Origin of the sequence: Evansella clarkii (assembly GCF_002019695.1) — a bacterium.
In the GTDB taxonomy this organism is placed as follows: domain Bacteria; phylum Bacillota; class Bacilli; order Bacillales; family Salisediminibacteriaceae; genus Evansella; species Evansella clarkii.
The window spans coordinates 179,135-204,617 of record NZ_KV917376.1; the positions used below are offsets into that span (position 1 = coordinate 179,135).

Below are 25,483 nucleotides of genomic sequence, written 5' to 3' on the forward strand. Positions count from 1 at the left end.
ATATATATAGTATGCAATAAAGCCCCAAGGATTAATCCAGACCCATGGCGGCGGGGCATTTGAATATACTATTAACAATAACATGCAGAAGTATTTATTTTAATTGAATATGGAGGAGAACTATGTCTTTAATCTCGAAAAAAAACCAAAAATCATATTGCAAAAGCGAGTACGATACTTTACAACGAGTTATATTATGCCAGCCTGAGCATATGACAATACGCCAAGTAATCAATGACACTCAGAAGCACTTCAAAGATGAAGGCATCCATATTAAAAAAGCGATGGAGCAGCATGAAGAATTTGTTAAAGTCCTTAAAAAACATGGGGTGGATGTCGTTCTTCTTCCTGCTGACAAAAATTACCCCGAACAGGTTTTTACAAGAGATATCGGCTTTACGCTGGGCCAGACGATTTTCGTCGCTGAAATGGCTGCTGATGTGAGGAAAGGTGAAGAGGATTTCTTAAAGAAATGGCTGGAAGATGAAGAAATATCATATTACAATCTTATCGGCGACCAGATTGAAGGCGGAGATGTAATTATTGATGGCCAAACAATTTACGTCGGCCTCAGTAACCGGACTAATAAAGCTGCTACTGAACATCTTCATACATTGCTTCCTGAATTTGAAGTTATCAGCGTGCCATTTACTGAAAAATACTTACACCTGGATTGTGTTTTTAACGTTATCTCACCAACAGAAGCTCTGATCTACCCTGGAGTAATCGAAAAAGAGAAAGAGGAGCTGCTCGCCTCAAGATATAATTTAATCGAAGTTTCTGAAGAGGAACAGTTTACATTAGGCACCAATGTTTTATCACTAGGAAATAAGAAAATCTTAAGCCTGCCTGTAAATCAGAACGTTAATAAACAGTTAAGGGACAGGGGCTATGAGGTAATAGAAGTGGATATCACCGAGATTATTAAATCTGGCGGTTCCTTCCGCTGCTGTACAATGCCAGTTTTAAGAGAAGCAAAATAAAATAGTTCAAGGTTTAGTTTAAACCTCCCGCTGAATGACGAACCGGCGGGAGGTTTTTTCTGCTTTATTCCCCTGGTCGCACCGTATAGCCCGATACACTGGTTTTACATAATAAAACGTGTATTTCGGTCTGGAATGGGGAAAAAGTTAGTCGACTGAAACATCCAATTATCTTCAACAGCAATCAAGGAGGCGTTACAATGAAAGCGTACGTACATGGAACTGTACTTGACGGGCTTGGAGAAACTTACGAAAACGGTACAGTCCTTGTAGATGATGGCAAAGTTGTTGCTGCTGGGCAGCATATTGATGTTCCCTCAGATGCTGAGGTCATCGATTGCAGCGGCTATTTTGTAACACCAGGACTTATTGATGTGCACACGCATTTAGGAGTGTATGAATCAGGTCTTGGAATTGAAGGACACGATGCAAATGAGACCTCTGAACCAGTAACTCCTTACACAAGAGCTATTGATGGAATTAATCCTACAGAAAAAGGCTTTGAATACGCACGGGCAAGCGGAGTAACGACTGCCCAGGTGATGCCCGGCAGCATTAACGTAATGGGCGGACAGATGGTTGTGCTGAAGACAGTAGGGAATATAGTGGATGAAATGATTGAACGCTTTCCTTCCGGTATGAAAATTGCCTACGGAGAAAACCCAAAACAAGAATACCGGGACAGGAATCAGCCACCTAACTCCAGGATGGGGATCGTTGCCCTGGTCCGCCAGGCTCTCATGGGTGCACAGGATTATCTTAAATTGAAAGAGGCCGGTCAGGTGCTTGAGAGAAACCTTCATATGGAACATCTTCTCCCTGTAATTAAAAAAGAGATTCCTCTACGCGCTCATGCACACCGTGCCGATGACATTATGACTGCCATCCGGGTTGCTAAAGAGTTTGATGTAGACCTTACCATCGAGCATTGTACAGAAGGCCACTTCATCGCTGAGCACCTGGCAGAAGCAGGCATAAATGTGGCTGTCGGCCCTACACTGACAACACGGTCTAAAGTGGAACTGTCTAATAAGGGGCATCATACACTGCCAATCCTTGAAGAGCATGGTGTACCATTTTCTCTTACTACCGACCATCCGATCATCGGCATCGATTATTTAACAACCACTGCCGGAGCAGCAGTTAAATGCGGCCTGTCTGAAGAGAGCGCTCTAAAGGCGATAACAAGCCAGGCGGCCCGTCATATTGGAATGGACCACAAGGTTGGAAGCCTCGAAAAAGGAAAAGACGCCGACATTGTACTCTGGACCGGCCATCCATTCCATTCATATACCTCCGTCGTAGAAACGATCGTTAACGGAAAAACTGTTTATCTTAATATTAATGCTCCTGAAGTGAGAGGAAATGATGCGACGCTTTAACTACAGCGAAAGAAAAACGCTTTGGCAGGTGAGCCAAAGCGTTTTTTAGTTTGTGTGATGACGCTCTTGCGGTATTTGAGTTTATGCAGTCCTCTCTCTCATGGGACGCAAGACGCTCTTGCACTACCTGAGTCAATGCAAGCCTCTCTTTCATGGGATGCAAGACGCTCTTGCACTACCTGAGTCAATGCAAGCCTCTCTCTCATGGGATGCAAGACGCTCTTGCACTACCTGAGTCGACGCAAGCCTCCCTCTCATGGGATGCTAGACGCTCTTGCACTACCTGAGTCCACGCTAGCCTCCCTCTCATGGGACGCTAGACACTCTTGCACTACCTGAGTCGAGGCAATCCTCCCTCTCATGGGATGCTAGACGCTCTTGCACTACCTGAGTTAAGGCAATCCTCTCTTTCATGGGATGCTAGACGCTCTTGCACTACCTGAGTCGACGCTAGCCCTTCTCTCATGGGATGCAAGATGCTCTTGCACTACCTGAGTCCACGCTAGTCTCTCTCTCATGGGATGCTAGACGCTCTTGCACTACCTGAGTTGACGCAAGCCCCTCTCTCAGGGCTTGCAAGATGATTAAAGTTTTTTATCCATTGGCCTACGTTTTTATCATGAGTAATTTTTAATACTTCGCTACAAAGGAAGGCTTTTAGTAATATTTCCCTCCCCAGTATTCAGCGGGTGCAGCAAACTCAGATGGATGAAACTGAACCGCCAGAGGGCGTTCTCCTCTTTTTTCAAGAAGCTCCTGCAGCTCTCCATTACTGCCTGGTTCCATAAAAATAAATTGTGATTCTCCTCCATTTACCGAATATGCAGTACCGCTGCTTTCCCATAAACTCATCTCTTCATACTTATTTACCGGATTGCCAATAAGCCACGACCATTTTTCTGCTGCAGCTTCGGCAGCATGGACGTTAATGAAAATCCTGTTAATAGTGGTGGAGTCATGTTTTTCAGAAAGTATTCCTTGCTCTTTCAGCTTGCTGAACCTTATATTATCCTCTTCCTCCCATTGAATAAAAAATGGAACAGGGAGCTGCCGGCCAGGCTGCTCTTCTGCAAAAAGCATCTTCCAGCGAATCCATTCACCTGAACTGGTTTTTCTTTCCCCATCAAAAACCTTTGTTTTCCATCGCTCCTGAAGTTTCCTTTCAACAGCTTTAATATCATCACAACGGAGGCAGATCTGGCTGATGCCTTCACCTTCAGTTAGATCGTACAGCAGCTGGTGAATCAATGGATTTTCCGCTTTCTCTGCAGTCTGCCTGTCTTTCACTGCGAGAAATTCAACATAGCTTGACTGGAGATAAAACAGGCTGTTATGTGTCCCCCACTTTATGTGTTCCCCTCCGTTGACTGCATGGAGCCCCGCTTCCCTCAGAGTGGTAACACATTCGTCAGGGGAGCGGTTAACTGAGTGGACTATATGATCCAGAATGAAATTCATTTGTTCGCCTCCCATATTATTAGTTGACCAGATTTTCATACATGCATTTTACCAGGTAATCCTTTGATGCCCATCCCATCCTCAATACATGACTCGAATTATAAAAGACAACCCTTTGTCCGCCTGAAAGGCAGCAAAGGGTTGGGTTAGTCTCGTGATAGTTATCGTTTATTAATTTCTTCAACAATTATTTTATTTACAAGCTGCGGGTTTGCTTTACCTTTTGAAGCTTTCATTACTTGCCCAACAAGGAAACCGATTGCTTTGCCTTTTCCGTTTTTATAATCTTCGACGGACTGTTCATTGTTGTCGATAACCTCGTTCACCATTTGACGAAGTTCCCCTTCATCGGAAATCTGAACGAGACCTTTATCTTTAACGATCTGCTCAGGGTCTCCCCCATTTTCAATCAGCTCTGCGAATACATCTTTGGCGATTTTGGAAGAAATCGTGCCTTTCTCAATGAGCTCGATGAGTTTAACAAGACCCTCGGAGGTTAAAGGAACATCCTGTATCTCCTTGTTATTTGCGTTAAGATACCTGCTTACTTCACCCATGATCCAGTTAGAAGCCTGTTTCGGCGGCGCCTCATGCTGCAGGCACTCCTCAAAGAAATCGCTGAGGCTCTTTTGCTGTGTTAAGACAACAGCATCATATTCAGGCAGACCAAGGTCTTTTACATAGCGCTCTTTTCTCGCATCAGGGAGTTCAGGGATTTCCGCTCTCACCTTTTCCTTCCATTCTTCTTCAATCGTTAAGTCAACGAGATCAGGATCAGGGAAATATCTGTAGTCGTCAGAGCCTTCTTTTATACGCATCAAAATCGTCTTTTTCCCCTGGTCATCCCAGCGGCGGGTTTCCTGAAGAATTCTTCCTCCTGCTTCCAGTTCTCTTTCCTGCCTCTCTTCTTCATAGGCAAGGCCCTTCTGAACGAAAGCAAAGGAATTCAGGTTCTTCAGCTCCGTTTTTGTACCAAATTCTTTCTGCCCCAGAGGCCTGATAGAAACGTTGGCATCACATCTTAGGGAGCCTTCCTCCATCTTGACATCCGAGACTTCGATATACTGCATAATTGCTTTTAGTTTTTCCAGATAGGCGTATGCCTCTTCAGGCGAGCGTAAATCAGGCTCGGAAACAATTTCGATCAGTGGTGTTCCTGCCCGGTTGAAATCTACGAGGGAATAATCAGCCCCGTCAACATGAGTCAGTTTTCCCGCATCCTCCTCTAAATGAAGACGCGTGATGCCTATCCTCTTCTTTTTTCCCTCGACTTCAATGTCTATCCAGCCATGTTCCCCAATAGGCTTGTCAAGCTGAGATATCTGATATGCTTTCGGGTTGTCGGGATAAAAATAATTTTTCCGGTCAAACTCAGTTACTGTTGCAATTTCACAGTTAAGTGCCATAGCCGCCTTCATTGCATATTCTACTGCCCGCTCATTTAACACTGGAAGAACTCCCGGATGCCCCAGACAGACAGGACATGTATGTGTGTTAGGCGGAGCTCCAAATTCTGTGGAGCAGCCGCAGAAGATTTTTGAATTCGTCTTTAATTCTACGTGAACTTCAAGTCCGATTATTGTTTCATAGGCCATTATTTTCCCCCCTTACAGCTCAGGTTTCTGTTTATTAAATTCTGTCGCTTGTTCAAAAGCGTAAGCTGCCTTATAGACAGTCTTTTCGTCAAAGTGATTGCCAATAATCTGCAATCCTACCGGCATACCTGTATCCTTGCCCAGCCCGCACGGAACACTAATGCCTGGTACACCAGCAAGGTTAACTGGTATCGTCAGGACATCATTGGCGTACATAGTTAAAGGCTCGTCCACCTGGTCTCCAAGTTTAAATGCAGTTGTCGGAGAGGTAGGCCCTATTACAACATCATAATTTAAAAAGATCTCTTCGAAATCCTGTTTAATTAAAGTCCGCACTTTTTGCGCTTTCTTATAATATTCATCATAGAACCCGGAGCTTAAAGCGAAAGTACCAAGCATAATCCGGCGCTTCACTTCATCTCCAAACCCTTCGCTTCTCGTTTTCTTATACATTTCGATCAGGTTTTCTCCCTCAACACGCTGGCCGTAACGCACACCGTCAAAGCGTGCAAGGTTTGCAGACGCTTCTGAAGAGGCGATCACATAGTAAGCAGCCGTAGCATACTGGGAATGCGGAAGGGAAACCTCTTCCACAACGGCCCCTAATTCTTCAAAGCGTTTCACAGCCTTTAATATTTGCTCCCGTACTTCCTCATGGACTCCGCCTGTAATATATTCTTTCGGGAGCGCCACTTTAAGGCCTTTTATATCTCCTGTCATCACTTCTGAGTAATCAGGAACAGACTCATTCACACTAGTGGAATCAAAATGGTCATGCCCGGAAATCGCATTTAAAACCAGGGCGTTATCTTTCACAGTTCTTGTCATTGGCCCGATTTGATCCAGGGATGACGCGAAAGCAACCAGTCCATACCTGGACACCCTTCCGTACGTGGGCTTCATGCCGACTATGCCGCAGAATGCCGCCGGTTCCCGGATAGATCCGCCAGTATCGGATCCAAGGGAAAACAACACTTCCCCAGATGCCACTGCAGCAGCAGATCCGCCGCTTGAACCTCCTGGTACTCTATCCGTGTTCCAAGGGTTTCTCGTCAGTTTATACCCTGAGTTTTCTGTGGAAGAACCCATAGCAAACTCGTCCATGTTCAGCTTACCGATATTAACGAAGTTTTCTTTGTTGAGAAGGTTCATTACCGTTGCGTCGTAAACAGGGTCATGTCCATCCAGGAGCTTACTTGCGCAAGTTGTCGGCATACCTTTTGTCATAATGTTATCTTTAATGCCGCCTGGAATCCCGAATAATGATCCCTTTATTCCATCGGACGACAGAATTTCGTCCAGCTCAGAAGCTTTTTTTCTCGCCCCTTCTTCTGAAAGGTGAAGGAAAGATCCTACCTTTTCACCCACTTCATTCACCCTCTGTATGGACTCTTCTGTTAAGTCGCTTACAGAAATTTCTTTTTTATGTAACAGCTGATGAAGCTCATCAATACTGTGGTCGAATAAACTCAAACTAACCCCTCCCTTTTACTCTATAATACGAGGAACTTTAAACTGGCCGTCTTCATGATCCGGCGCATTTTTAAATGTGTCCTCCCGTTTAATCGATGGTCTTGCTTTATCTTCCCGTATAACATTCTTCACTTCCAGTACATGGGCAGTCGGCACTATCCTTTCTGTATCAAGCTCATTCAGCTGCTCTGCATAGTCAATTATCTCATCCAGCTGCTTTGCGAACTTTTCTACCTCTTTTTCCGACAGCTCCAGCCTCGATAAATGCGCGATATGCTTCACCCGTTCTTTTGTAATTCTTTCCATCAGTTTCACCTCTCTATCTGTAATCTGAATATTCCACAAGGTTATAATCAATAAGTATGATAATACCAAATTCCCTACCTCCAGGCAATGAACTAAGCATTGCCAGCCTGTCATTTTCATAATTCACCATTGCAATGTGTTTGAAACAGACAGTCGGAAAAAAATTCGGCTTTTAAATGATAAAAGAAAACTTGGCAAGCCAAGCCTTAAAAGACGCGAAGGATTGACTTAGTTGCACTTATACTATAATCCTTAAAATTTTATCAGCGTCGAGACGGCTACGTTGCTAAAATTTTATGCTTTCTTATAGTATAAAAAGAAAACCGCCCTCCAAAAAGGAAGGCGGACTTCTCCTGGAAGATATTAATATTCACTGGAATTGACTGAATCAAATTCCTCCTGAATTTCAGCTGAAGGTTCTTTTCCAGCAAGACTTACTGCCATAATAGTAATCCATCCGAGAACGAACCCTGGAACTATTTCATACAGGTCGAATAACCCGCCCTGTAAATTACTCCAGATGATTACTGTTGCAAACCCTACTATCATCCCTGCAAGAGCTCCGTTACCAGTCATGCGTTTCCAGAAAAGGGCTAAGATGATAACCGGCCCAAATGCGGCACCAAACCCTCCCCAGGCATAAGCAACGAGGTCTAACACCGTGCTTTCAGGATTGTATGCTAAGAATACAGCGATCAGCGCTATAACAAGCACACCGAGACGGCCGACCCAGACAAGCTCAGTCTGGCTTGCGTTTTTACGGAAGATTGCTTTGTAAAAGTCTTCAGTGATCGCACTTGAAGATACAAGCAGCTGGGAGTCGATCGTACTCATAATAGCTGCCAGAATAGCTGCCAGAAGGAATCCTGCAATCCATGGGTTGAACAGTAGTTGTGTAAATGCAATGAAAACTGTTTCCTCAGACCCTGCTGCTAAAGGAGCACCTGGCCCCCCGCCTGCAAAGTATGCAATACCAACAAATCCTGTGAAAATAGCTCCAAACAATGCCAGGACCATCCATGTCATTCCGATCAGCCTTGCTTTTGGAACTTCCTTTGTAGACCTGATTGCCATAAACCTTGTTATAATATGCGGCTGGCCGAAGTAGCCAAGTCCCCAGGCTACATTGGAAAGGATCGCTATTGCACCCACTCCTGCGAAAACATCCAGATGGGCAGGATCAATATTTCCGACTGCGTTTACTGTTTCACTCCAGCCGCCCATTTCAGAGATCGCTACAAGAGGTACAATGATCAAAGCCAGAAACATAAGAATACCCTGGAAAAAGTCCGTCCAGCTTACAGCGAGAAAGCCTCCTAAAAATGTATAAGAAATAATAACGATTGCACCTATCCATAAAGCCTGTGTATAAGTAAGGCCGAAAGAGGTTTCAAATAACAATGCTCCGCCCACAAGGCCTGCTGAAGTATAAAAAGCAAAAAATACTAAGATTACAAATGCAGACACAACCCGAAGCATCTTTGTTTTATCTCTGAATCTGTTTTCAAGAAAATCCGGAACAGTAATGGAGTCCCCGGCATATTCTGTGTACTTTCTTAACCGTTTGGCAATAAACTGCCAGTTCAGGTACGCCCCGATCGCAAGACCAGCTGAGATCCATATCGCTTCCATTCCTGCAACATAAGCATATCCCGGCAGCCCGAGCAGAAGCCAGCTGCTCATATCTGAAGCCCCGGCGCTTAATGCTGCCACGCCCCCGCCAAGTCTCCTGCCTCCAAGAACATAATCTGATAAGTTGTTTGTCATGCGGTATGCAACCAGTCCAATTGCCAGCATACCTACTAAATATACGATAAATGTGACGAGTGTAGCTGTTTCCACGTTTACTCTCTCCTCTCAGTGAAATAAGTAATAACAGATAAAATAATTAATAACGGCATAGGCACTAACAGCCAGAACCATGTTGCTGCAGTCAATGTATGTTCCATATGTTCACCCCCTCTTACCTAGGATAAAAGGCACAATAATAATATATTCGACAATCTGTTCAATTGTACCTTTATGCATTAAATGGAATTTTCTTCTGTCCGATTTCCTTTCACACTAACGAGATAACGTATAATATAGCATAAAAATACTTAAAGAGTATTCTTAATTTTAAATTTTCTTAGGTGTGAGTGAATATTTATACGTTATTTTTCTATATTTACTGGCTATATATACCTACTGGTAATAAATATTCGCCTTAGAAAATGAAAATGAATTAAATTATTTCTTAAATCGGACAGGCTTCCCCCTGTTTTTCCTGGATAAATTACTCATGTCTGGAGAAGTTCATTAATGTACAGGCAGGCCTTATTGAACAGAATTGAATCATAATTCAAGATTTACAACTTTAATGCGGCCATTATCTTAAAATGTTGCTTTGTTGTTCGATTTACACTTCAGACGGACGCGTTCTGCGGGCACGGCTTCAACTAATTTTTGACGGCTGAATGCCGTCAAAAGTGGATTTTCAGCTCGCGCTTTTCCCGCCAGAGAGTCGCCGTCTTACGCTGCAATCGAAAAGAAACATTTTTTTTATATAAAGTCTATAAAAGAAATTCATTCAACTACAGGATTAACTTTTATTATTAATATATATATTTGTCCGGGATTAAATGCAAAAAATCCTGAAGACATTTGTCTTCAGGATTTTGTCTTATTTATATACATGAACATATGGATCATGACCCGGATACTGGACGATTAAGCTTTCTGGCCCGTTAACCGAATTAACATAAACATAAATGGGCGCTTCATCAGGGAACAGATTTGTTACTCTGCTGCTGATAAACTGAGTCAGCGCTATAATTTCAGCTTTACCATGGGACTGGAGATTGAACTCGATTGTCATCTCTTCCAATGATTCATTTTTATAGCGCCCTTTCCCAACGATGCCAACAGAACGGTCAAAAAATTCATCTACTTCATCTTTGAATTGAGAAAATGCCGCTGCCTGGTTTGGGAAGACTTCCCTGGCCTCCCTTGACGGGAAAAAGTAGAACTGTTCGTTTATCGCTTCCCAACTTTGAATATCCGACTGGTTTTCCCCAACATGCGTAAGGGAGATAAAGGATCCCGGAACAATTGCTCCACGAGGATTTTCCTGATAAAGAGCTATTGTAACTGGGACCTCAGCAAGCCTCTCATCCTGTCTTATTCTGCTGAGGAGTTCCTGGGCTATTTCTTTGCCCCGTGCTTCCGCTTCTTCAGCATCAATAGACTGCTCATGATTGTAAATTCCACCCTCATCGTTTTTGGTCTGGAAATAATACACGGAATTCAGGGACAGCCCTAAAACCACTCCTCCGAGCCTGACTTCTTCGTCATCTGTAACATACATATAATTATGCTCCATGATATGGGAGAGGATGATTGGATTTTTTCTCATTCTCTCCTCAGCACTGTCTCCTTCTGCCAATGGAGGGTTAAGGCCTTCTTCAAAGCCTTCCTCATCAGGGTTATACCTTCTGAGCCAGCGGTTCATCTGGCTCCCGCTTATGAACTCCCCTTCCTGGAAATAATACTGATCCCGGTCAAAGGCTGTTGAAGCAATTTCCATTAATCCCAGTTCAAACTGGTTAATATCGATTCTTTCCATAGTATGGGCGGTGGAGCCCCTTGCTTCGCTCCGGTTATACGTACCGCCTCTAAGTACATTCCTGTAGTGGTTTTCCGGTGTATTTATAGTCGGTGTCAGCACATATTCTTCTTCTTCGGCCGCTTCTGACTCCTCTACTACTATTACCTCATCTTCCCCTCTGTCAAGAGTAGGGATGCACCCTGTCAAAATCAGCACGAAAGACATCATTAATAAGCTGATTTTTTTATTCATCTATTTCACTCCTCACCCAGCACCGTATGGCGGCGGGTTTCCCCTGTTATTTTTCCAGTTCTTCAAGAAACCGGGCTTCATCCCAGATTTCTATGTTTAAGTCCTGTGCTTTCTTAAGCTTTGATCCTGCTTTTTCACCGGCGATTAACAGGTCTGTTTTACTGCTGACACTTCCTGTTACACTCCCGCCTCTTGCTTCTATTTCTGCCTTCGCTTCACCTCTGGCCATCTGTTCCATCGTACCAGTGAGCACGATTGTTTTACCAGAGAAAATTGTATCATTTTGTTCCGTTTCGTCTATCTTTGGTCCTTTATAGGACATGTTTATGCCAAGGTCTATCAGCTCATTCAGAAGTTCAGTTACTTCCGGCTGTTCAAAATACGTTACAACCGCATCTGCCATTTTTGTCCCAATTTCATTGATGTTTTCAAGGTCTTCTTTTGTGGCAGACTGAAGTTTATCCATCGTTTCGAAATGCTCTGCCAGAGTCCTTGCAGCTTTCGATCCGACATAGCGGATACCCAGCCCGAATAAAAGCTTTTCCAGAGAATTATCCTTCGTTGCTTCAATAGCTTTCAGCAGATTATCAACTGATTTTTCACCCATTCGTTCCAGTTTGAGCAGTTCTTCGCGTTTTAGCTTATAGAGATCAGCCACATCCTCAATAAGTTCATGCTCAAACAGCTGTATGATCACTCTTTCGCCAAGTCCGTCTATATTCATAGCATTTCTGGAAACGAAGTGGATCAGTCCTTCAACGATTTGGGCAGGACATTTTGGATTTACACAGCGAAGAGCCACTTCCCCTTCAATTCGCACCAGGTCGCTTTCGCATGCCGGACACTCTTCAGGCATTTGAAAGGTTGTTTCCCCGCCTTTTCTGTACTCGGGAAGAACGTTAACGACTTTAGGGATAATGTCTCCCGCTTTTTTAATTGTGACTTTATCACCTATCTTCAGATCTATCTCCCGAATAAGATCCTCATTATGAAGGGACGCCCGTTTTACAATTGTGCCAGCAACCGGGACTGGTTCGAGGATGGCAGTAGGAGTGACAACCCCGGTACGACCCACGTTAAGCTCGATATCAATAAGTGTCGTAACTACCTCTTCTGCCGGGAATTTATAGGCAGTCGCCCAGCGGGGGCTTTTTGCTGTGAAACCCAGCTTCTCCTGTTGCTTTAGTGCATCTACTTTTATTACAATCCCATCAATTTCATATGGCAGGTCTGCTCGTTTATCTGCCCAGCCCTCACAATATTCTACTACCTCTTCGACGGTTTCGCAGTATTTATATTCTTTGTTCGTCTTAAAGCCCAGTTTCTCAACATACGAGAGGGCTTCATGATGAGAAGTGACCTCTCTGCCGTTAAGCTGGCCTATGGAATAAATAAATATATCCAGATTTCGTTTTGCAGCTATTTTCGGGTTAAGCTGCCTTAATGAACCTGCCGCAGCGTTACGAGGATTAGCGAATGGAGGCTCCTCGTTTTTCTCCTTTTCTTCATTAAGCTTTTCAAAGGATCGCTTAGGCATGAACGCCTCTCCCCGGACTTCTATATCTACCTCTTCTTTAAGGCGAAGAGGAATGGAAGGGATCGTTTTCAGGTTGCTTGTGATATCTTCCCCTGTTGTTCCGTCACCTCTTGTTGCTCCCTGTACGAAACGTCCCTGTTCATATTTTAAGTTAACTGCCAGACCGTCAATTTTCAGCTCGCAGATGTAAACAGGTGATTCCCCTTCTCCTAGTCCCTGGCGGACACGGCGGTCAAAATCACGGATTTCCTGCTCGTCAAAAACGTTTGAAAGGCTGAGCATCGGCAAGTTGTGCTGAACTTTATTAAATTGCTCTAATATCTCTCCGCCAACACGGATGCTTGGAGAATCATCACGCATTAATTCGGGATGCTGTTCCTCCAGCTTAGTAAGCTCCCGCAGCAGGTGATCGTATTCTGCGTCTGAAACCTTTGGTTCATCCAGTACATAGTAATGATAAGCATAATCGTTCAGTATTTCTGTTAAACGGTCTATTTCCTGTTTTACTTCTTCAAATGCAGCCATTAAGCTCTACCACCTTACTGTTTCGTTATCGGTGCAAATTTAGCAAATAATCGCTTTATGCCAACTTTAGGAAAAGCAATATCAAGTTCAATATTTTCCCCTTCGCCCTTCATGCTTACAACAGTTCCTGTTCCCCATTTTTTATGGGATGCCTTGTCCCCTACAGACCAGCTGAAAGAGTCTCCTCCAGTCATTGTAGTTGCTGCCCGCTGCTGTGTTTGACGGACCGGAGCCGCGGCTGATGTTCGTCCACTCATGCCTCTGTTTGCTGGCTGGGCAGCTCTCCCGCCGCCTCGTGATGTTTCCATCCAAGGGGGAACCGGTTGTTCCTTCGGTTCGTTGAGGCAGTTTACCAGGTCTGAAGGGATTTCGTTTAGAAACCTTGAAGCTGGATTCATGTTTGTGCGGCCGTATAATGTTCTCATTTTCGCCCGGGACAGGAAGAGTTCCTGCTCTGCACGTGTTATCCCCACATATGCCAGGCGCCTCTCTTCTTCCATTTCCGCTTCTTCCATGAGAGAACGGCTGTGAGGGAATACTCCTTCTTCCAGTCCAATCAGGAAGACGACAGGGAATTCCAGCCCTTTCGCAGAGTGGAGAGTCATGAGCAAAACGTGCTCCTGTGCATTTTCATCTTCATTATCTACTTTATCAATATCAGCTATGAGGGCTAAGTCGGTCAGAAAAGCCACAAGAGATTTATCTTCATTCGTTTCCTCAAATTCTTTTGTTACGGAAAGAAACTCGTTTATATTTTCCAGCCTTGCTTCCGATTCAAGGCTTTTATCATTTTTAAGCATTTCCCGGTAACCGGTTTTCTCAAGTATTTCTTCTACCAGCTCTCCTACAGATAAATAATCCTGCATTTGCACCCAGCCGTTTATCTGATCGATAAATCCTGCGAGAGTTTTTTCAAACCTTGCACTCAAACCGATCTGGCTGACTTCCTGTAATGCCTGAAAAATCGAGAGATCGTGCTGGGCTGCATAAGCTTCAACTTTTTCAAGAGTAGTAGCTCCGATTCCCCGGCGCGGTACGTTAATTATCCTTCTGAAGCTGATATCGTCATCAGGATTTGCCACAAGACGCAAATATGCCAGCAAGTCCTTAATTTCTTTTCTGTCATAGAACTTCGTGCCGCCGACAATCGTGTATGGAAGGTTAGATTTAACAAACATTTCCTCAATTACACGGGACTGGGCATTTGTACGGTATAAAACAGCGATGTCTGAAGGACGGTATCTTCCGGAGTCGGTCATTTCTTTGACTTTCCCAATGACGAAACGGGCTTCATCATGCTCATTGTCCGCCTCATAAAGACACAGCTCCTCTCCGTCCTGATTTTCAGTCCAGAGTTTCTTAGGCTTTCTGTTAAGATTGTTTTCTATAACCTCGTTTGCAGCTTTAAGTATCGTTTTCGTTGAGCGGTAATTTTGCTCAAGAAGAATTGTCGCACATTCCGGATAATCTTTTTCAAAGGAGAGGATATTTTGAATATCTGCCCCGCGCCAGCGATAAATAGACTGGTCTGAGTCCCCTACTACACAAAGGTTCCGGTGCTTATCCGCAATCATTTTCACAAGCATATACTGGGCACGGTTCGTATCCTGATACTCATCCACCATTACGAAACGAAAGCGGCGCTGATAGTATTCCAGTACTTCCGGAACCTGTTTAAATAGCTTTATCGTTGTCATAATCAGGTCGTCAAAATCAAGAGCCTGATTTTTCTTCAGCTCTCTTTGGTAAGCCTTATAAACTTTCAGAACGGTGTCCTCATAAGGGCCTTCCGCGGTTTTTTCATAGTCAGCTGGTGTTTTCAGCTCGTTTTTCGCAGAGCTTATCGTCCCGAGAATTGACCTTGGTTCAAAGCGTTTCACGTCAATATTCAATTCCTTCATAAGACGCTTAATGACAGTCAGCTGGTCCCCGGCATCCAGAATGGTGAAATTCCTGTTGAATCCAATCCGGTCGATATCTCTTCTCAGGATTCTGACACATAAGGAGTGGAAGGTGGAAACCCAGATTTCTTCGGCCTTTGTCCCGCCTACAATACGGGCCACACGTTCTTTCATTTCCTTTGCTGCTTTATTAGTAAAAGTTATTGCTAATACAGACCAGTGGGGGACACCAGTCTCTTCAATTAAATACGCGATACGATGTGTAAGAACCCTTGTCTTTCCACTTCCTGCACCAGCCATAAGCAGAAGCGGGCCTTCTCCGTGTTTAACAGCTTTTTGCTGTTCAGGGTTCAGTCCTTTCAGGAGACTGTCTTTCATTCGTTCCATATAAATCACCTTCCAAACGTATGTTCTTGTTTATCCCTAATTTTATCTTATCCTGACGGCTTTGTATACTTTAAGACTGAATTGCTTTTACTGTCTTCAGGGCTTCTTTAAAATCATCATAAATGACGTTTCCAACAACGATCGTGTCGGCAAACTGCGCCATTTCCTCCGCCTGTTTTTTCGACGTAATGCCACCACCGTAAAACAGACGGCTGTCTTCGATAACTTCGCCCACTTCCTGCACGATTTCAGGGTCGCCATATTTACCACTGTATTCCAGATAAAAAATCGGCAGACGGAACAATTTATCTGCCATACGCGCATAGGCGATAATGTCTTCTTTATCGAGGTTTACCGAAGCATCTGTCAGCTGGGCTACTTTAGAATCGCCGTTAAGTACGCAGTAGCCTTCAGTCAGTACTTCTTCCCAGTTCATGATATCCCCGAACTGTTTTAAAGCACGTTGATGCAGACCATTAATCCAGGTCGCATTACTCGTGTTGAGGACCGATGGAATTAAATAATAATCAAAGCCAGGTACGATAGAGTATAAATTCGATACTTCAAGGACGCAAGCAACAGAATAGCGCCTGATACGCATGAGCAGGCTGAGGGTTTTATCTTCTGTCACCCCATCGCTTCCGCCTACTATAACTGCATCTGTACCTGACTCACAGAGCTGCTCCAGTTCTTCGTCACTAATTTCTTTATTCGGATCTAATTTAAAAGCATGTTTCCATTCTGTATATTCAAGCATTGGCTGCCTCCAACTCTTCATTTACTCATCTCCTTAGTATACCAAAAATACTGTCTCACCTCATTAAAGGAAAGACAGTATTTTGCAGGAAAGTAAAGTAATTTTTGTGGGGGGGCTTGGGAGAAGGTGCGGGAGTGTTTTCTCATTGGTTGATGATGGCTGCTGGAGGGCGAGGGATGAGGGAAAAAAGGAAAGGCCATTTCTCATTTTGTGGTGAGACGCTCTTGCACTACTTGAGTTCCAATTTCCTCTCTTTCAAGTAGTGCAAGACGCTCTTGCACTACTTGAGTTCCAATTTCCTCTCTTTCAAGTAGTGCAAGACGCTCTTGCACTACTTGAGTTTCGATTTCCTCTCTTTCAAGGGATGCAAGATGCTCTTGCACTACTTGAGTTCCAATTTCATCTCTTTCAAGGGATGCAAGATGCTCTTGCACTACTTGAGTTCCAATTTCATCTCTTTCAAGGGATGCAAGACGCTCTTGCACTACTTGAATTTCGATTTTCTCTCTTTCAAGGGATGCAAGACGCTCTTGCACTACTTGAGTTTCGATTTCCTCTCTTTCAAGGGATGCAAGACACCCTTGCACTACTTGAGTTTCGATTTCCTCTCTTTCAAGGGATGCAAGATGCCCTTGCACTACTTGAGTTCAACCTCTTCTCTCTTTCAGGGGATGCAAGACGCCCTTAAATATAAGAAAAACACCTCCACATAAGTGAAGGTGTTTTCAGAAAACCGTTATTCTTTATTGTCATGCACTCTCTCAAGAGTCATCTGATAGCCGTCATTTCCGTAATTTATACAGCGTTTTACGCGGGAGATCGTCGCAGTGCTTGCCCCGGTATCCTTTTCAATACGCTGATAAGTAAAGCCATCCATCAGCATACGTGCAACTTCCAGACGCTGTGCAAGTGACTGGATTTCATTCATCGTGCAGAGGTCATCGAAGAATTGATAGCATTCTTCCACGTTTTTAAGGCTTAAAATAGCTTCAAAAAGCTGATCTAACTCTTTACCTCTTAACTTATCGATTTGCATTAGGGTAAGTCATCCTTTCCGACTTATTAATTTAATCTATTATGTTGACGTAATTTCCAAGTCCGCCCTCTTCAGCAGGAATGATATTTATCCATGTTTGTCCCGACAGAAAAGGTACTGCGTTTCCATCCTTCACAGGGATAATTTGATTATCTCTGTTTTCCCAGTCAACTTCCTGGAGAAACCCTCCCTGGATAAGGTATCCTTTTCCGTTTCCGGAGAGATCAATTGCCCGCCTTCCCTGATCATCTATGACTTTATGGGGTGCGGCTACGATAAAGACATTTTTAGGGGCCACTGGATTCCCAGTCTCCAGATCTTCTGAAGCCTGTCCTCCATTATACCTTAAATATCTCTCAGCTTCAGTGTCATACCTGAACTGGACATTGTTTGAAGCACCTCCGTAAACTACTTCCACTTCTGCAGCTCTTGCCAGGGAGTCGGAAGTTCCTTCCCCAAGATTGTCTGTGAAGGTAAGCTCAGGAAAATTATAAACAGATTCGTACCCTGTTTTTCCAAAGGCTTCTTCTAAAGCACTATAAGAAGTGTACATATTATGAGGTGCTTTTCTCTCGCTGGAACGAGTAAAATATGTCCCATCATAATGAAGTCCGCTTATGTGGTCCACGAATCCCTGTTCAATCTGAGCAAGGGCATCAGGGCTGCCTCCTGCTGAAACGTATACAGCATCATACCCGTTATTCAGCGGAAGATAATAATCTCTTGCACTTCGCACAGGGCCGATCACTTCGGGCTGTTTACTGTGATAAAAAGCTAAAAATCTTGTGATTGTCGCTTCTGTCAGTACTTCATAAACTATATCTGCCTGATAAAGGCCGCTTTGCGGCCTTGCTGCTGCAGAGTTTTCTATCATTACACCAAACGGGCGCATATCAGGCTGTTCAGCTGTTTTTTCTCCAGTCAGCGGAAAAATATATGGAAGATTTTCATCCGGGATATTTTCTTTATCCTCAGTATCCTCCAGGTTTTCCTCATTTGATTGGTCTGCTGAATTTGCTGCTTCCTTAGCGCCAGCTGCTTCCTCTTTTGCTTTACATGCGGTAAATAGGACTATTATTAGAAAACAAATTATAATTATTGTCAGGTTATTCCGCCGTGCCACTTGAACCAGCCTCACTCTCTATTCACTTTTATAGTTTAACGCATAATCGAAGGAAAGAGTACTCTTTTCTTCTTCACGTCAAAGATCCCCCTCTGGGTAATTCTTACGTATGGCAAATGAGTGGCTGAAAAAAACAGAAGGGAATATACAGGATCACTATAACGGTAACCTCTTTCTTTTAAGGCCAGTTTAAGCTCCCGTTCCTTCTCCATTAGTTCAGCCATGTCTGCCGATGAAATCATCCCCGAGATATCAAGAGGAATTTTGCACACTGGGCCTGTTTCATCAAGAAGCACAATGCCTCCCTGCTGTGTCTTAAGCTCTTTAAATGCATCCTGAAGACCTTTCTTGCTCTTTCCTATCAGGATAATATCTCCCGTATTGGAGAATGAGCTTGCAAATCCATAAACATTATCTGCAAATCCCTTGACTGCAGTACTTACAGTCCACTTTCCATTCCGGTCTGCAAGCATGATAAAGCATTCGTCTTTCTCACTGCTCAGAGTTTCACTTGTTAAGTCCTGTTCGATCCGGTATGGTTTAACGATTACCTCGTTCACCATTTCCAGGCCGACTGGAGTAGAAAAATCCATATCCTTATCCGTAAGATTCCAATCAGGAGCAAATGGAGCGAAACCGTATTTTTCCCAGTCCACATCTATTTTTGGATAACAAGGGACGTTGTCTCTCCTGACAGTTTTACCTTTCGCAATCACATCCACCGGCAATGGGTTATCCAGTGACGAAAGGAGGTTTATACTCGCGATTCTCCCTGGGGCAATCATTCCCAGTACGTCCTCCATGTGATAATGCTTTGCTGCATTATAAGTAACCATTCCAACTGCATCAATAAATGGAACGCCCTGATCCAGTGCAATCTTAATAAGGTGATCCACAAACCCTTCACGAAGAAAATCAGGAGGCGAACCATCTGTAGTCATCATCAGCCTGTCATAACTATCGAAGTCCATCGACTGTAACTCTTCAAGCAGTTTCGGAAGATCCGGCCTGATGGATGAGTACCTTAAGGAAGCAGCCATTCCAAGATCAAGACGGCGGATTACATCTTCACCTGTCATGGATTCATGGTCTCCATCTACTCCCAGCAGAGCCATCTGAGTGAGCGTTTTCTCCCCTGCTCCCGGAAAGTGGCCTTCAATAGGCTTGCGTACATCCTTCGTCTCAAGCATCCAGTGTAAAATACAGTCGTCTCCATTTAGCACTGCCGGCCAGTCTGTAAGCTCTCCTCCCTGTACGACATAGGGGTGGTCAAGCCAGGACCTCATATTGGAAAAGGAAAACAGATCATTATCATTTACCAGCTCAGTCTGCCCGTCATATCTCGCCCACCATAACATCGCCGCCGGCATCTTTTGCATGTCATCAAGGAAAGTAAGCGCTTTCTTTTTATCTAAATGTAAAAAAAGCGGCATGTTGTCATTTATCAGGGTAGTTGTTCCCCGTTCTGACGCATATTGAGCGAGTGTAAGGGGATTATATAACTGAAACGGGTGAGCATGGTGTTCAATATAACCAGGGACCGCGAATTTTTCGGTGCCATCAATAATCTGAGTCTTTTCTGAAATCTTTGGAGGAACTTCTTCTCCCACATAAACAATACGGTCAAAATAAATCCAGATGTTGCCCCTCATCCAGCATTTCCTGGTGCTGTTTAACCAGCGGACATTTTTAATAACCTTTGTGGGCGCAATGTTTCCGCGGATTACTTCAAGCTGTGTCCGTATTTCTTTTTTTGTCCAGTAATGTGAAAATCCTTTAACCATCTAAATCACCCAATTCACTCTGTTATAAATTAATGTTTCTACTATGGTAACATATTTACCCTTTAATTCACTAAAGAATTTCAACAATTTTAAAAATAAAATTGGAGGTATGCGAAGTGAGACAGAATATTGGAACAGTAAATGCTCTTGTGCGTATCACTTGTGGTTTTGCCTTGCTGGCCTGGAGTACAGCAAGAATGGTTAAAAAGCCTAATCAGACATCTCTGATGGTTATTGCGATTGCAGCTGCAATGAAAATAGCAGAGGGCTTTACACGTTTCTGCCCATTGACTTATCTGTTTGAAGAAAATGTCATGTATGAAGGTGACGAAGACTATTATGAAGATTACTCTCCTTTGAATCCTTCTTAAAGCAAAAAGAAAAGCTGACCCTGTCCTTTGTGCCGGGTCAGCTTTTAAAAATCATTAACAGGAGGTAATTTGATTATGCTGAGGTTTAGCATTGACCTTTTATTTATTTATTTTCTTATTGCTGGCAGCCTCGTTTTGCTCATTTACCTGTTTTTTCGCTACCGGAAGCATCGGCAAGATTAACTGCTCTTCTGCCAATATCATTTCGGTAAAACAATCCGTTCCAGAACTGGGAATCGAGTGTTTTATAAGTAGAGGAAACAGCCTTTTCTAAATCTGCTCCCATAGTGGACAGAAGAATGACTCTTCCACCATTTGTTTCCCAGCCTGTTGCATGTCTTTTTGAACCGGCGTGGAACCATTTTTGGTCCAGGTGAGGTGAAACTTCAGGAAGTCCGAACGCTGCCCCTTTTTCATAATTTCCCGGGTATCCCTCAGAAGCAAGCACTACACCGACGCATACGTCTTCTGACCATGCAAGCTCTGTTTCTTCCCCGTTCATTAAGTTTATAACTACTTCCGCTAAATCGGACTGTAGCCTTGGGAGTACAACCTGTGTTTCCGGATCCCCAAAACGGACATTAAATTCAATAACCTTAGGGCCATTTTCAGTAATCATCAGACCAGCATATAATATGCCGGTAAACGAAGCGCCTTCCTTTACCATGGCATTCGCCATCGGCTTGAGGATTTGTTCTTCTGCTTCTTTGATGATGGATGAGCTTATGTACGGAACTGGGGAGTAGGCGCCCATCCCCCCTGTATTCGGGCCTTTATCTCCGTCAAAAGCACGCTTATGATCCTGAGCCGGAACCATTGGAATAACTGTTTCCCCGTGCACAAACGCCATTAAAGAAACTTCTTCTCCTTCGAGAAACTCTTCGACAACAACCTGGGATCCAGCTTCTCCAAAAGCTCGGTTTTTCATCATTTCATCCAGGGCTTTAAGCGCTTCCTCTTCGGTCTGGGCCACAACTACACCCTTACCGGCAGCAAGTCCGTCCGCTTTAATAACAATTGGGGCACCTTGCTGGAGGACGTAGTTTTTCGCAGGCTCTGCCTCTGAAAAAGATTCATATGCTGCTGTAGGGATATTATACTTATGCATGATTTCCTTAGCATACTGTTTACTGCCTTCCAGCCTGGCTGCAGCCTTGGAAGGACCGAAAATCATTAGCCCTTCATTTTGGAACAAATCAACAATTCCATTAACAAGAGGATCTTCCGGGCCAACTATCGTAAGACTGATATCATTTTCTTTAGCAAAATGAAGTAACCCTGTATGATCTGATACAGCAATGTTTACTGAAGTAACCCCTTCATCCGCTATTCCATCGCTGCCAGGAGCCGCGAATACTTCAGTGGCAAGCTCTGATTCCTTCAGCTTCCAGCAAAGGGCATGTTCCCGCCCGCCGCTGCCAATTACTAAAATTTTCACTGTTATCGCTCCTTTTTACACTCGTAATTGCGAGTGAATCTATTAGAATTCTTTTGAGGAGTATGTTGGGATTTTCGGGTGGCATTTGTTAAATTCAGTTCGGGTATGGTAGCCACTCTAGCATGCCCGGACTCGGCAGTTCTCGGGAGTTCGGGTATGCTGGACACTCCTGCGTTACCGCTCCCACTCAATTTTCTTCCATGCGGGCACGCGAGAACTTCTTGCGTTACCGCTCCCACTCGATTTTCTTCCATGCGGGTACGCGAGGCACTCTTGCGTTACCGCTCTCACTCAATTTTCTTCCAAGCGGGTACGCGAGAGCCTCTTGCGTTACCGCTCTCACTCGATTTTTCTCCAAGCGGGCACGCGAGACCTTCTTGCGTTACCGCTACCACTCGATTTTTCCCCAAGCGGGCACGCTAGCCCCCCTGCGTACCCTTTCTCAACGAATTAATGTTTAAAATGCCTTACCCCTGTAAATACCATCGCGATTCCGTACTCATCAGCTTTATCGATGGATTCCTGATCCCGCTTTGAACCGCCAGGCTGAATAATTGCTGTGATGCCTGCTTTTGCCGCAGCTTCCACAGTATCGCTCATCGGGAAGAAGGCATCCGATGCGAGAACAGAGCCTTTTGCTTTTTCACCAGCCTGTTCAATAGCGATTTTCGCCGAGCCGACGCGGTTCATCTGGCCTGCGCCGATACCGATTGTCTGATCTTCTTTCGCTAAAACAATAGCGTTCGATTTCACATGTTTAACTACTTTCCAGGCCATCTTCATCTGTTTCCACTCGTCTTCCGTAGGCTCACGCTTTGTTGGGTTCGTAGCCGAAACATCCTCGAAGGTCAAAGTATCTGTTTCCTGCATGAGCGCTCCGCCGGAAACACTTGTAATCCTGCGCTCAATACGGTGTGTGTGTTTGAAATCGACAGTAAGCAGACGAAGATTCTTCTTCTGGCGCAAAACTGCAAGTGCTTCGTCTGTAAAACCAGGAGCTATGATGATTTCAAGAAAAATTTCTTTCATTTTCTCTGCAGTCTGCTTATCAACCTCACGATTGGAAGCAACGATTCCGCCAAAAATGGAAACCGGATCTGCCTCGTAAGCTTTCGTATACGCTTCGAATACAGATTCACCTGTGCCTACTCCGCACGGATTCATATGTTTTATTACAGCAACAGCCGGCTCCTGGAAGTCCCTAACTACCGCGAGGGCAGCATCAGCATCGTTAATATTATTATAAGAAAGCTCTTTTCCGTTCAGCTGCTCAGAACGGGCAATGGAAGTAGGGTTTCCTAATGGGCGTTCATAGAAGCAGGCGTTTTGATGAGGGTTCTCTCCATACCTGAGCATTTCTTTGCGGTTATATGTAACAGTAAGTTTTTCCGGAGCTTCGTCCCCAACCTGCTTTGTTAGAAATTCAGCGATAAGCGCGTCATAAGCCGCTGTGTGGCGGAACGCCTTCGCTGCCAGCTTCCTTTTCCGCACCTCAGTCAGTTCCCCATCCCGCTCGAGTTCTTCAATAACAATATCGTAATCTGCAGAATCGACAATGACGCCAACAGAAGCGTGATTTTTGGCTGCGGAACGGAGCATCGAAGGACCGCCAATATCGATATTCTCGATCGCATCATCATACGTAGAATCAGGATCTTCAATCGTTTTCTGGAATGGATAAAGATTAACTACCACAAAATCGATCATTTCCACATCATGTTCGTCTGCTGATTTCATATGTTCTTCATTATCCCGGACAGCAAGCAATCCTCCGTGGATTTTCGGATGCAAAGTTTTTACCCGGCCGTCCATCATTTCAGGAAAACCAGTTACTTCCTCAATGCCGATTACCGCTACTCCGGCTTCCTGTAATATCTTTTTCGTTCCCCCTGTAGAAATAATCTCTACTCCTGAATCTTCAAGTTTTGTTACGAAGTCCACGATTCCTGTTTTGTCAGAAACACTGACCAGCGCTCTTTTTTTCATCTCCGCACGCCCCTTTTCAAGTCTTCAATGACACGCTGTACTATTGCTGGATACAACTGGTGTTCAACCTGCTGTATCTTTTTTGTAACCTCATCCAGCGTATCTCCATCTTCTATTTTAACAGGTTCCTGGGCAATTATTGGACCTGTATCCATTCCTTCGTCAACAAAATGTACAGTTACCCCGCTCACCTTCACTCCTGCATTCATCGCCTGGCCGATTGCATCCAGCCCTGGAAATGCCGGCAGAAGAGACGGATGGATGTTAATTATCCGTCCCTCGTATGCTTTAAGGAGAACCGGGCCAATGAGCCTCATATACCCTGCCAGCACAATTAAGTCAATCTCGCACTCGTTAAGCTTCGCAATTATTTCCTGCTCATAATCAGCTTTAGAAGCGAAATTCTTCGGCTGGAAAACAAAGGACTGTATCCCGTGGCTTTCTGCCCTTTCCAAAGCATATGCCCCAGGTTTATCACAAACAAGAAGCTTCACTTCTGCACCAGCCTGTACTATTGCTTCAAAGTTGCTTCCGTTTCCGGAGGCGAACACTGCTATGTTCATCGGTCACCCTCCGCAGCAAACTCTATTCCTGACCCTTGTTTTACTTTCCCAATCACAAAAGCTGTTTCTCCCTTATCATGGAGCGTGTCCATCACATACTGTACATCTTCTTCCCGGACAGAAAGAACGAGTCCAATCCCCATATTGAATGTTTCATATAAGTCCTCATGAGAAAGATTACCTTTTTCCTGAAGCCACTTAAACACCTGCGGCACTTCCCATGCAGCCGTGTTAATCTCAGCTCCAAGCCCTTCCGGGAGCATGCGTGGAACGTTCTCGATCAGACCGCCCCCTGTAATATGCGCGGCAGCTTTTACCCGGTCACCGGAAAAAAACGGCTGAAGAGCTTTCACATATATTTTTGTCGGCGCAAGCAGCACTTCTCCTAATGTCTTCCCGGAATCCTCAAAAGTATCGTTCCAGGAATAATGATTATCGGACACAATCTTTCTCACAAGGGAATAGCCGTTGCTGTGAATGCCGCTGGACGCTACGCCGATCAGCACGTCATCTTCCTGAACATTTTGCGGGTTAAACAACTGGCTTTTTTCCGCGATTCCCACAACAAATCCGGCAACATCGTATTCCTCCGGCTTATACAGCCCCGGCATTTCTGCTGTTTCCCCTCCGATTAATGCACAGCCCGCCTGCCTGCAGCCCTCTGCTATCCCGGCAACAATATTTTCAACCATTTCCGGTTCGTTTTTCCCAAGGGCCAGATAATCGAGGAAAAACAAAGGGGATGCTCCCTGTACGACGATATCATTTACACACATCGCCACTGCATCAATACCGATAGTGTCTTGAATGCCTGTTTCCTGGGCAATGAGGAGTTTCGTCCCAACCCCGTCTGTTCCTGAGACAAGGACGGGTTCTTTATAGGAAAAGGATGACAGGTCGAACAGCCCGCCAAAGCTTCCTAACCCTCCCAGAACCTCAGGGCGTCTTGTAGATTCTACGTGTTTCTTAATACGACGGACTCCTTCGTACCCTGCTTCGATGTTTACGCCTGCTGATTCATAAGCTTTTGACATGGATAT

20 protein-coding genes are annotated in these 25,483 nt (G+C 44.4%); 3 read left to right on the forward strand and 17 right to left on the reverse strand.

The window, feature by feature from the left end; genetic code table 11:
* The first annotated feature begins 122 nt into the window (after nucleotides 1-122).
* On the forward strand, nucleotides 123-983 hold the full coding sequence (locus tag BK582_RS00725) for a dimethylarginine dimethylaminohydrolase family protein (protein ID WP_078592534.1): 861 nt from the start codon (nucleotides 123-125) through the stop codon (nucleotides 981-983).
* 200 nt (nucleotides 984-1,183) lie between these two features.
* Nucleotides 1,184-2,365, forward strand: a complete 1,182-nt coding sequence (locus BK582_RS00730; protein WP_078592535.1) for an amidohydrolase — start codon at nucleotides 1,184-1,186, stop codon at nucleotides 2,363-2,365.
* Between the two features lie 657 nt (nucleotides 2,366-3,022).
* Here BK582_RS00730 and BK582_RS00735 read toward each other — a convergent pair.
* From BK582_RS00735 to BK582_RS00795, 13 genes are all read right to left on the reverse strand, one after another.
* Complete coding sequence (locus BK582_RS00735; protein ID WP_167553290.1) at nucleotides 3,023-3,823, reverse strand: VOC family protein; 801 nt, start codon at nucleotides 3,821-3,823, stop codon at nucleotides 3,023-3,025.
* Nucleotides 3,824-3,984: 161 nt separating this feature from the next.
* The gene (gene gatB / locus BK582_RS00740) at nucleotides 3,985-5,418 is read right to left on the reverse strand and encodes an Asp-tRNA(Asn)/Glu-tRNA(Gln) amidotransferase subunit GatB (protein ID WP_078592537.1); all 1,434 of its coding nucleotides are present in this window, start codon (nucleotides 5,416-5,418) and stop codon (nucleotides 3,985-3,987) included.
* 12 nt (nucleotides 5,419-5,430) lie between these two features.
* A complete protein-coding gene (gatA, locus tag BK582_RS00745) occupies nucleotides 5,431-6,891 on the reverse strand; it encodes an Asp-tRNA(Asn)/Glu-tRNA(Gln) amidotransferase subunit GatA (RefSeq protein WP_078592538.1) in 1,461 nt (486 codons plus the stop codon).
* A 15-nt stretch (nucleotides 6,892-6,906) separates the two neighbouring features.
* Complete coding sequence (gatC, locus tag BK582_RS00750; RefSeq protein WP_078597729.1) at nucleotides 6,907-7,197, reverse strand: Asp-tRNA(Asn)/Glu-tRNA(Gln) amidotransferase subunit GatC; 291 nt, start codon at nucleotides 7,195-7,197, stop codon at nucleotides 6,907-6,909.
* 363 nt (nucleotides 7,198-7,560) lie between these two features.
* The gene (gene putP / locus BK582_RS00755) at nucleotides 7,561-9,039 is read right to left on the reverse strand and encodes a sodium/proline symporter PutP (protein ID WP_078592539.1); all 1,479 of its coding nucleotides are present in this window, start codon (nucleotides 9,037-9,039) and stop codon (nucleotides 7,561-7,563) included.
* Nucleotides 9,040-9,859: 820 nt separating this feature from the next.
* Nucleotides 9,860-11,035 (reverse strand): CamS family sex pheromone protein, encoded by a 1,176-nt coding sequence (locus tag BK582_RS00760; protein ID WP_078592540.1) that lies wholly within the window; start codon nucleotides 11,033-11,035, stop codon nucleotides 9,860-9,862.
* A gap of 46 nt (nucleotides 11,036-11,081) precedes the next feature.
* Nucleotides 11,082-13,097, reverse strand: a complete 2,016-nt coding sequence (gene ligA, locus BK582_RS00765) for an NAD-dependent DNA ligase LigA (protein ID WP_078592541.1) — start codon at nucleotides 13,095-13,097, stop codon at nucleotides 11,082-11,084.
* Between the two features lie 14 nt (nucleotides 13,098-13,111).
* A complete protein-coding gene (pcrA, locus tag BK582_RS00770; protein ID WP_078592542.1) occupies nucleotides 13,112-15,385 on the reverse strand; it encodes a DNA helicase PcrA in 2,274 nt (757 codons plus the stop codon).
* A gap of 70 nt (nucleotides 15,386-15,455) precedes the next feature.
* Entirely contained in the window at nucleotides 15,456-16,142 is a 687-nt protein-coding gene (gene pcrB, locus BK582_RS00775) for a heptaprenylglyceryl phosphate synthase (RefSeq protein WP_078597730.1), read from the reverse strand.
* A gap of 203 nt (nucleotides 16,143-16,345) precedes the next feature.
* Entirely contained in the window at nucleotides 16,346-16,780 is a 435-nt protein-coding gene (locus BK582_RS00780) for a hypothetical protein (RefSeq protein ID WP_078592543.1), read from the reverse strand.
* Between the two features lie 98 nt (nucleotides 16,781-16,878).
* Nucleotides 16,879-17,178 carry a YerC/YecD family TrpR-related protein gene (locus tag BK582_RS00785; protein WP_078592544.1) on the reverse strand — a complete coding sequence of 100 codons (300 nt, stop codon included), beginning with the start codon at nucleotides 17,176-17,178 and terminating at the stop codon, nucleotides 16,879-16,881.
* 31 nt (nucleotides 17,179-17,209) lie between these two features.
* Nucleotides 17,210-18,301, reverse strand: coding sequence for a DUF3048 domain-containing protein (locus BK582_RS00790; RefSeq protein WP_078592545.1), 1,092 nt, complete (start codon nucleotides 18,299-18,301; stop codon nucleotides 17,210-17,212).
* A gap of 35 nt (nucleotides 18,302-18,336) precedes the next feature.
* Nucleotides 18,337-20,085 (reverse strand): adenine deaminase C-terminal domain-containing protein, encoded by a 1,749-nt coding sequence (locus BK582_RS00795; RefSeq protein WP_078592546.1) that lies wholly within the window; start codon nucleotides 20,083-20,085, stop codon nucleotides 18,337-18,339.
* A 116-nt stretch (nucleotides 20,086-20,201) separates the two neighbouring features.
* Between BK582_RS00795 and BK582_RS00800 the strand changes: the two genes are divergently transcribed.
* Nucleotides 20,202-20,456, forward strand: coding sequence for a YgaP family membrane protein (locus BK582_RS00800; RefSeq protein ID WP_078592547.1), 255 nt, complete (start codon nucleotides 20,202-20,204; stop codon nucleotides 20,454-20,456).
* A 139-nt stretch (nucleotides 20,457-20,595) separates the two neighbouring features.
* Here the strand turns inward: BK582_RS00800 and purD are convergent, their stop codons facing one another.
* The 4 genes from purD to purM all read right to left on the reverse strand — a co-directional run bounded on the left by purD (nucleotide 20,596) and on the right by purM (nucleotide 25,477).
* Nucleotides 20,596-21,894 carry a phosphoribosylamine--glycine ligase gene (gene purD, locus BK582_RS00805; RefSeq protein WP_078592548.1) on the reverse strand — a complete coding sequence of 433 codons (1,299 nt, stop codon included), beginning with the start codon at nucleotides 21,892-21,894 and terminating at the stop codon, nucleotides 20,596-20,598.
* Nucleotides 21,895-22,344: 450 nt separating this feature from the next.
* On the reverse strand, nucleotides 22,345-23,880 hold the full coding sequence (gene purH, locus BK582_RS00810; RefSeq protein WP_078592549.1) for a bifunctional phosphoribosylaminoimidazolecarboxamide formyltransferase/IMP cyclohydrolase: 1,536 nt from the start codon (nucleotides 23,878-23,880) through the stop codon (nucleotides 22,345-22,347).
* A complete protein-coding gene (gene purN, locus BK582_RS00815; protein WP_078592550.1) occupies nucleotides 23,877-24,443 on the reverse strand; it encodes a phosphoribosylglycinamide formyltransferase in 567 nt (188 codons plus the stop codon). Before purN ends, purH begins: the two co-directional genes overlap by 4 nt.
* Nucleotides 24,440-25,477, reverse strand: a complete 1,038-nt coding sequence (purM, locus tag BK582_RS00820; protein WP_078592551.1) for a phosphoribosylformylglycinamidine cyclo-ligase — start codon at nucleotides 25,475-25,477, stop codon at nucleotides 24,440-24,442. Before purM ends, purN begins: the two co-directional genes overlap by 4 nt.
* Nucleotides 25,478-25,483: the final 6 nt, after the last annotated feature.

What these genes read in the sequence shown, in the direction of transcription:
- purM (WP_078592551.1), bottom strand. Translation starts at nt 25,477, where the DNA reads ATGTCAAAAGCTTATGAATCAGCAGGCGTAAACATCGAAGCAGGGTAC.
- pcrB (WP_078597730.1), bottom strand. Translation starts at nt 16,142, where the DNA reads ATGCTTGAATATACAGAATGGAAACATGCTTTTAAATTAGATCCGAAT.
- BK582_RS00785 (WP_078592544.1), bottom strand. Translation starts at nt 17,178, where the DNA reads ATGCAAATCGATAAGTTAAGAGGTAAAGAGTTAGATCAGCTTTTTGAA.
- BK582_RS00730 (WP_078592535.1), top strand. Translation starts at nt 1,184, where the DNA reads ATGAAAGCGTACGTACATGGAACTGTACTTGACGGGCTTGGAGAAACT.
- gatB (WP_078592537.1), bottom strand. Translation starts at nt 5,418, where the DNA reads ATGGCCTATGAAACAATAATCGGACTTGAAGTTCACGTAGAATTAAAG.
- BK582_RS00735 (WP_167553290.1), bottom strand. Translation starts at nt 3,823, where the DNA reads ATGAATTTCATTCTGGATCATATAGTCCACTCAGTTAACCGCTCCCCT.
- BK582_RS00725 (WP_078592534.1), top strand. Translation starts at nt 123, where the DNA reads ATGTCTTTAATCTCGAAAAAAAACCAAAAATCATATTGCAAAAGCGAG.
- ligA (WP_078592541.1), bottom strand. Translation starts at nt 13,097, where the DNA reads ATGGCTGCATTTGAAGAAGTAAAACAGGAAATAGACCGTTTAACAGAA.
- BK582_RS00795 (WP_078592546.1), bottom strand. Translation starts at nt 20,085, where the DNA reads ATGGTTAAAGGATTTTCACATTACTGGACAAAAAAAGAAATACGGACA.
- BK582_RS00760 (WP_078592540.1), bottom strand. Translation starts at nt 11,035, where the DNA reads ATGAATAAAAAAATCAGCTTATTAATGATGTCTTTCGTGCTGATTTTG.
- purN (WP_078592550.1), bottom strand. Translation starts at nt 24,443, where the DNA reads ATGAACATAGCAGTGTTCGCCTCCGGAAACGGAAGCAACTTTGAAGCA.
- gatC (WP_078597729.1), bottom strand. Translation starts at nt 7,197, where the DNA reads ATGGAAAGAATTACAAAAGAACGGGTGAAGCATATCGCGCATTTATCG.
- pcrA (WP_078592542.1), bottom strand. Translation starts at nt 15,385, where the DNA reads ATGGAACGAATGAAAGACAGTCTCCTGAAAGGACTGAACCCTGAACAG.
- purH (WP_078592549.1), bottom strand. Translation starts at nt 23,880, where the DNA reads ATGAAAAAAAGAGCGCTGGTCAGTGTTTCTGACAAAACAGGAATCGTG.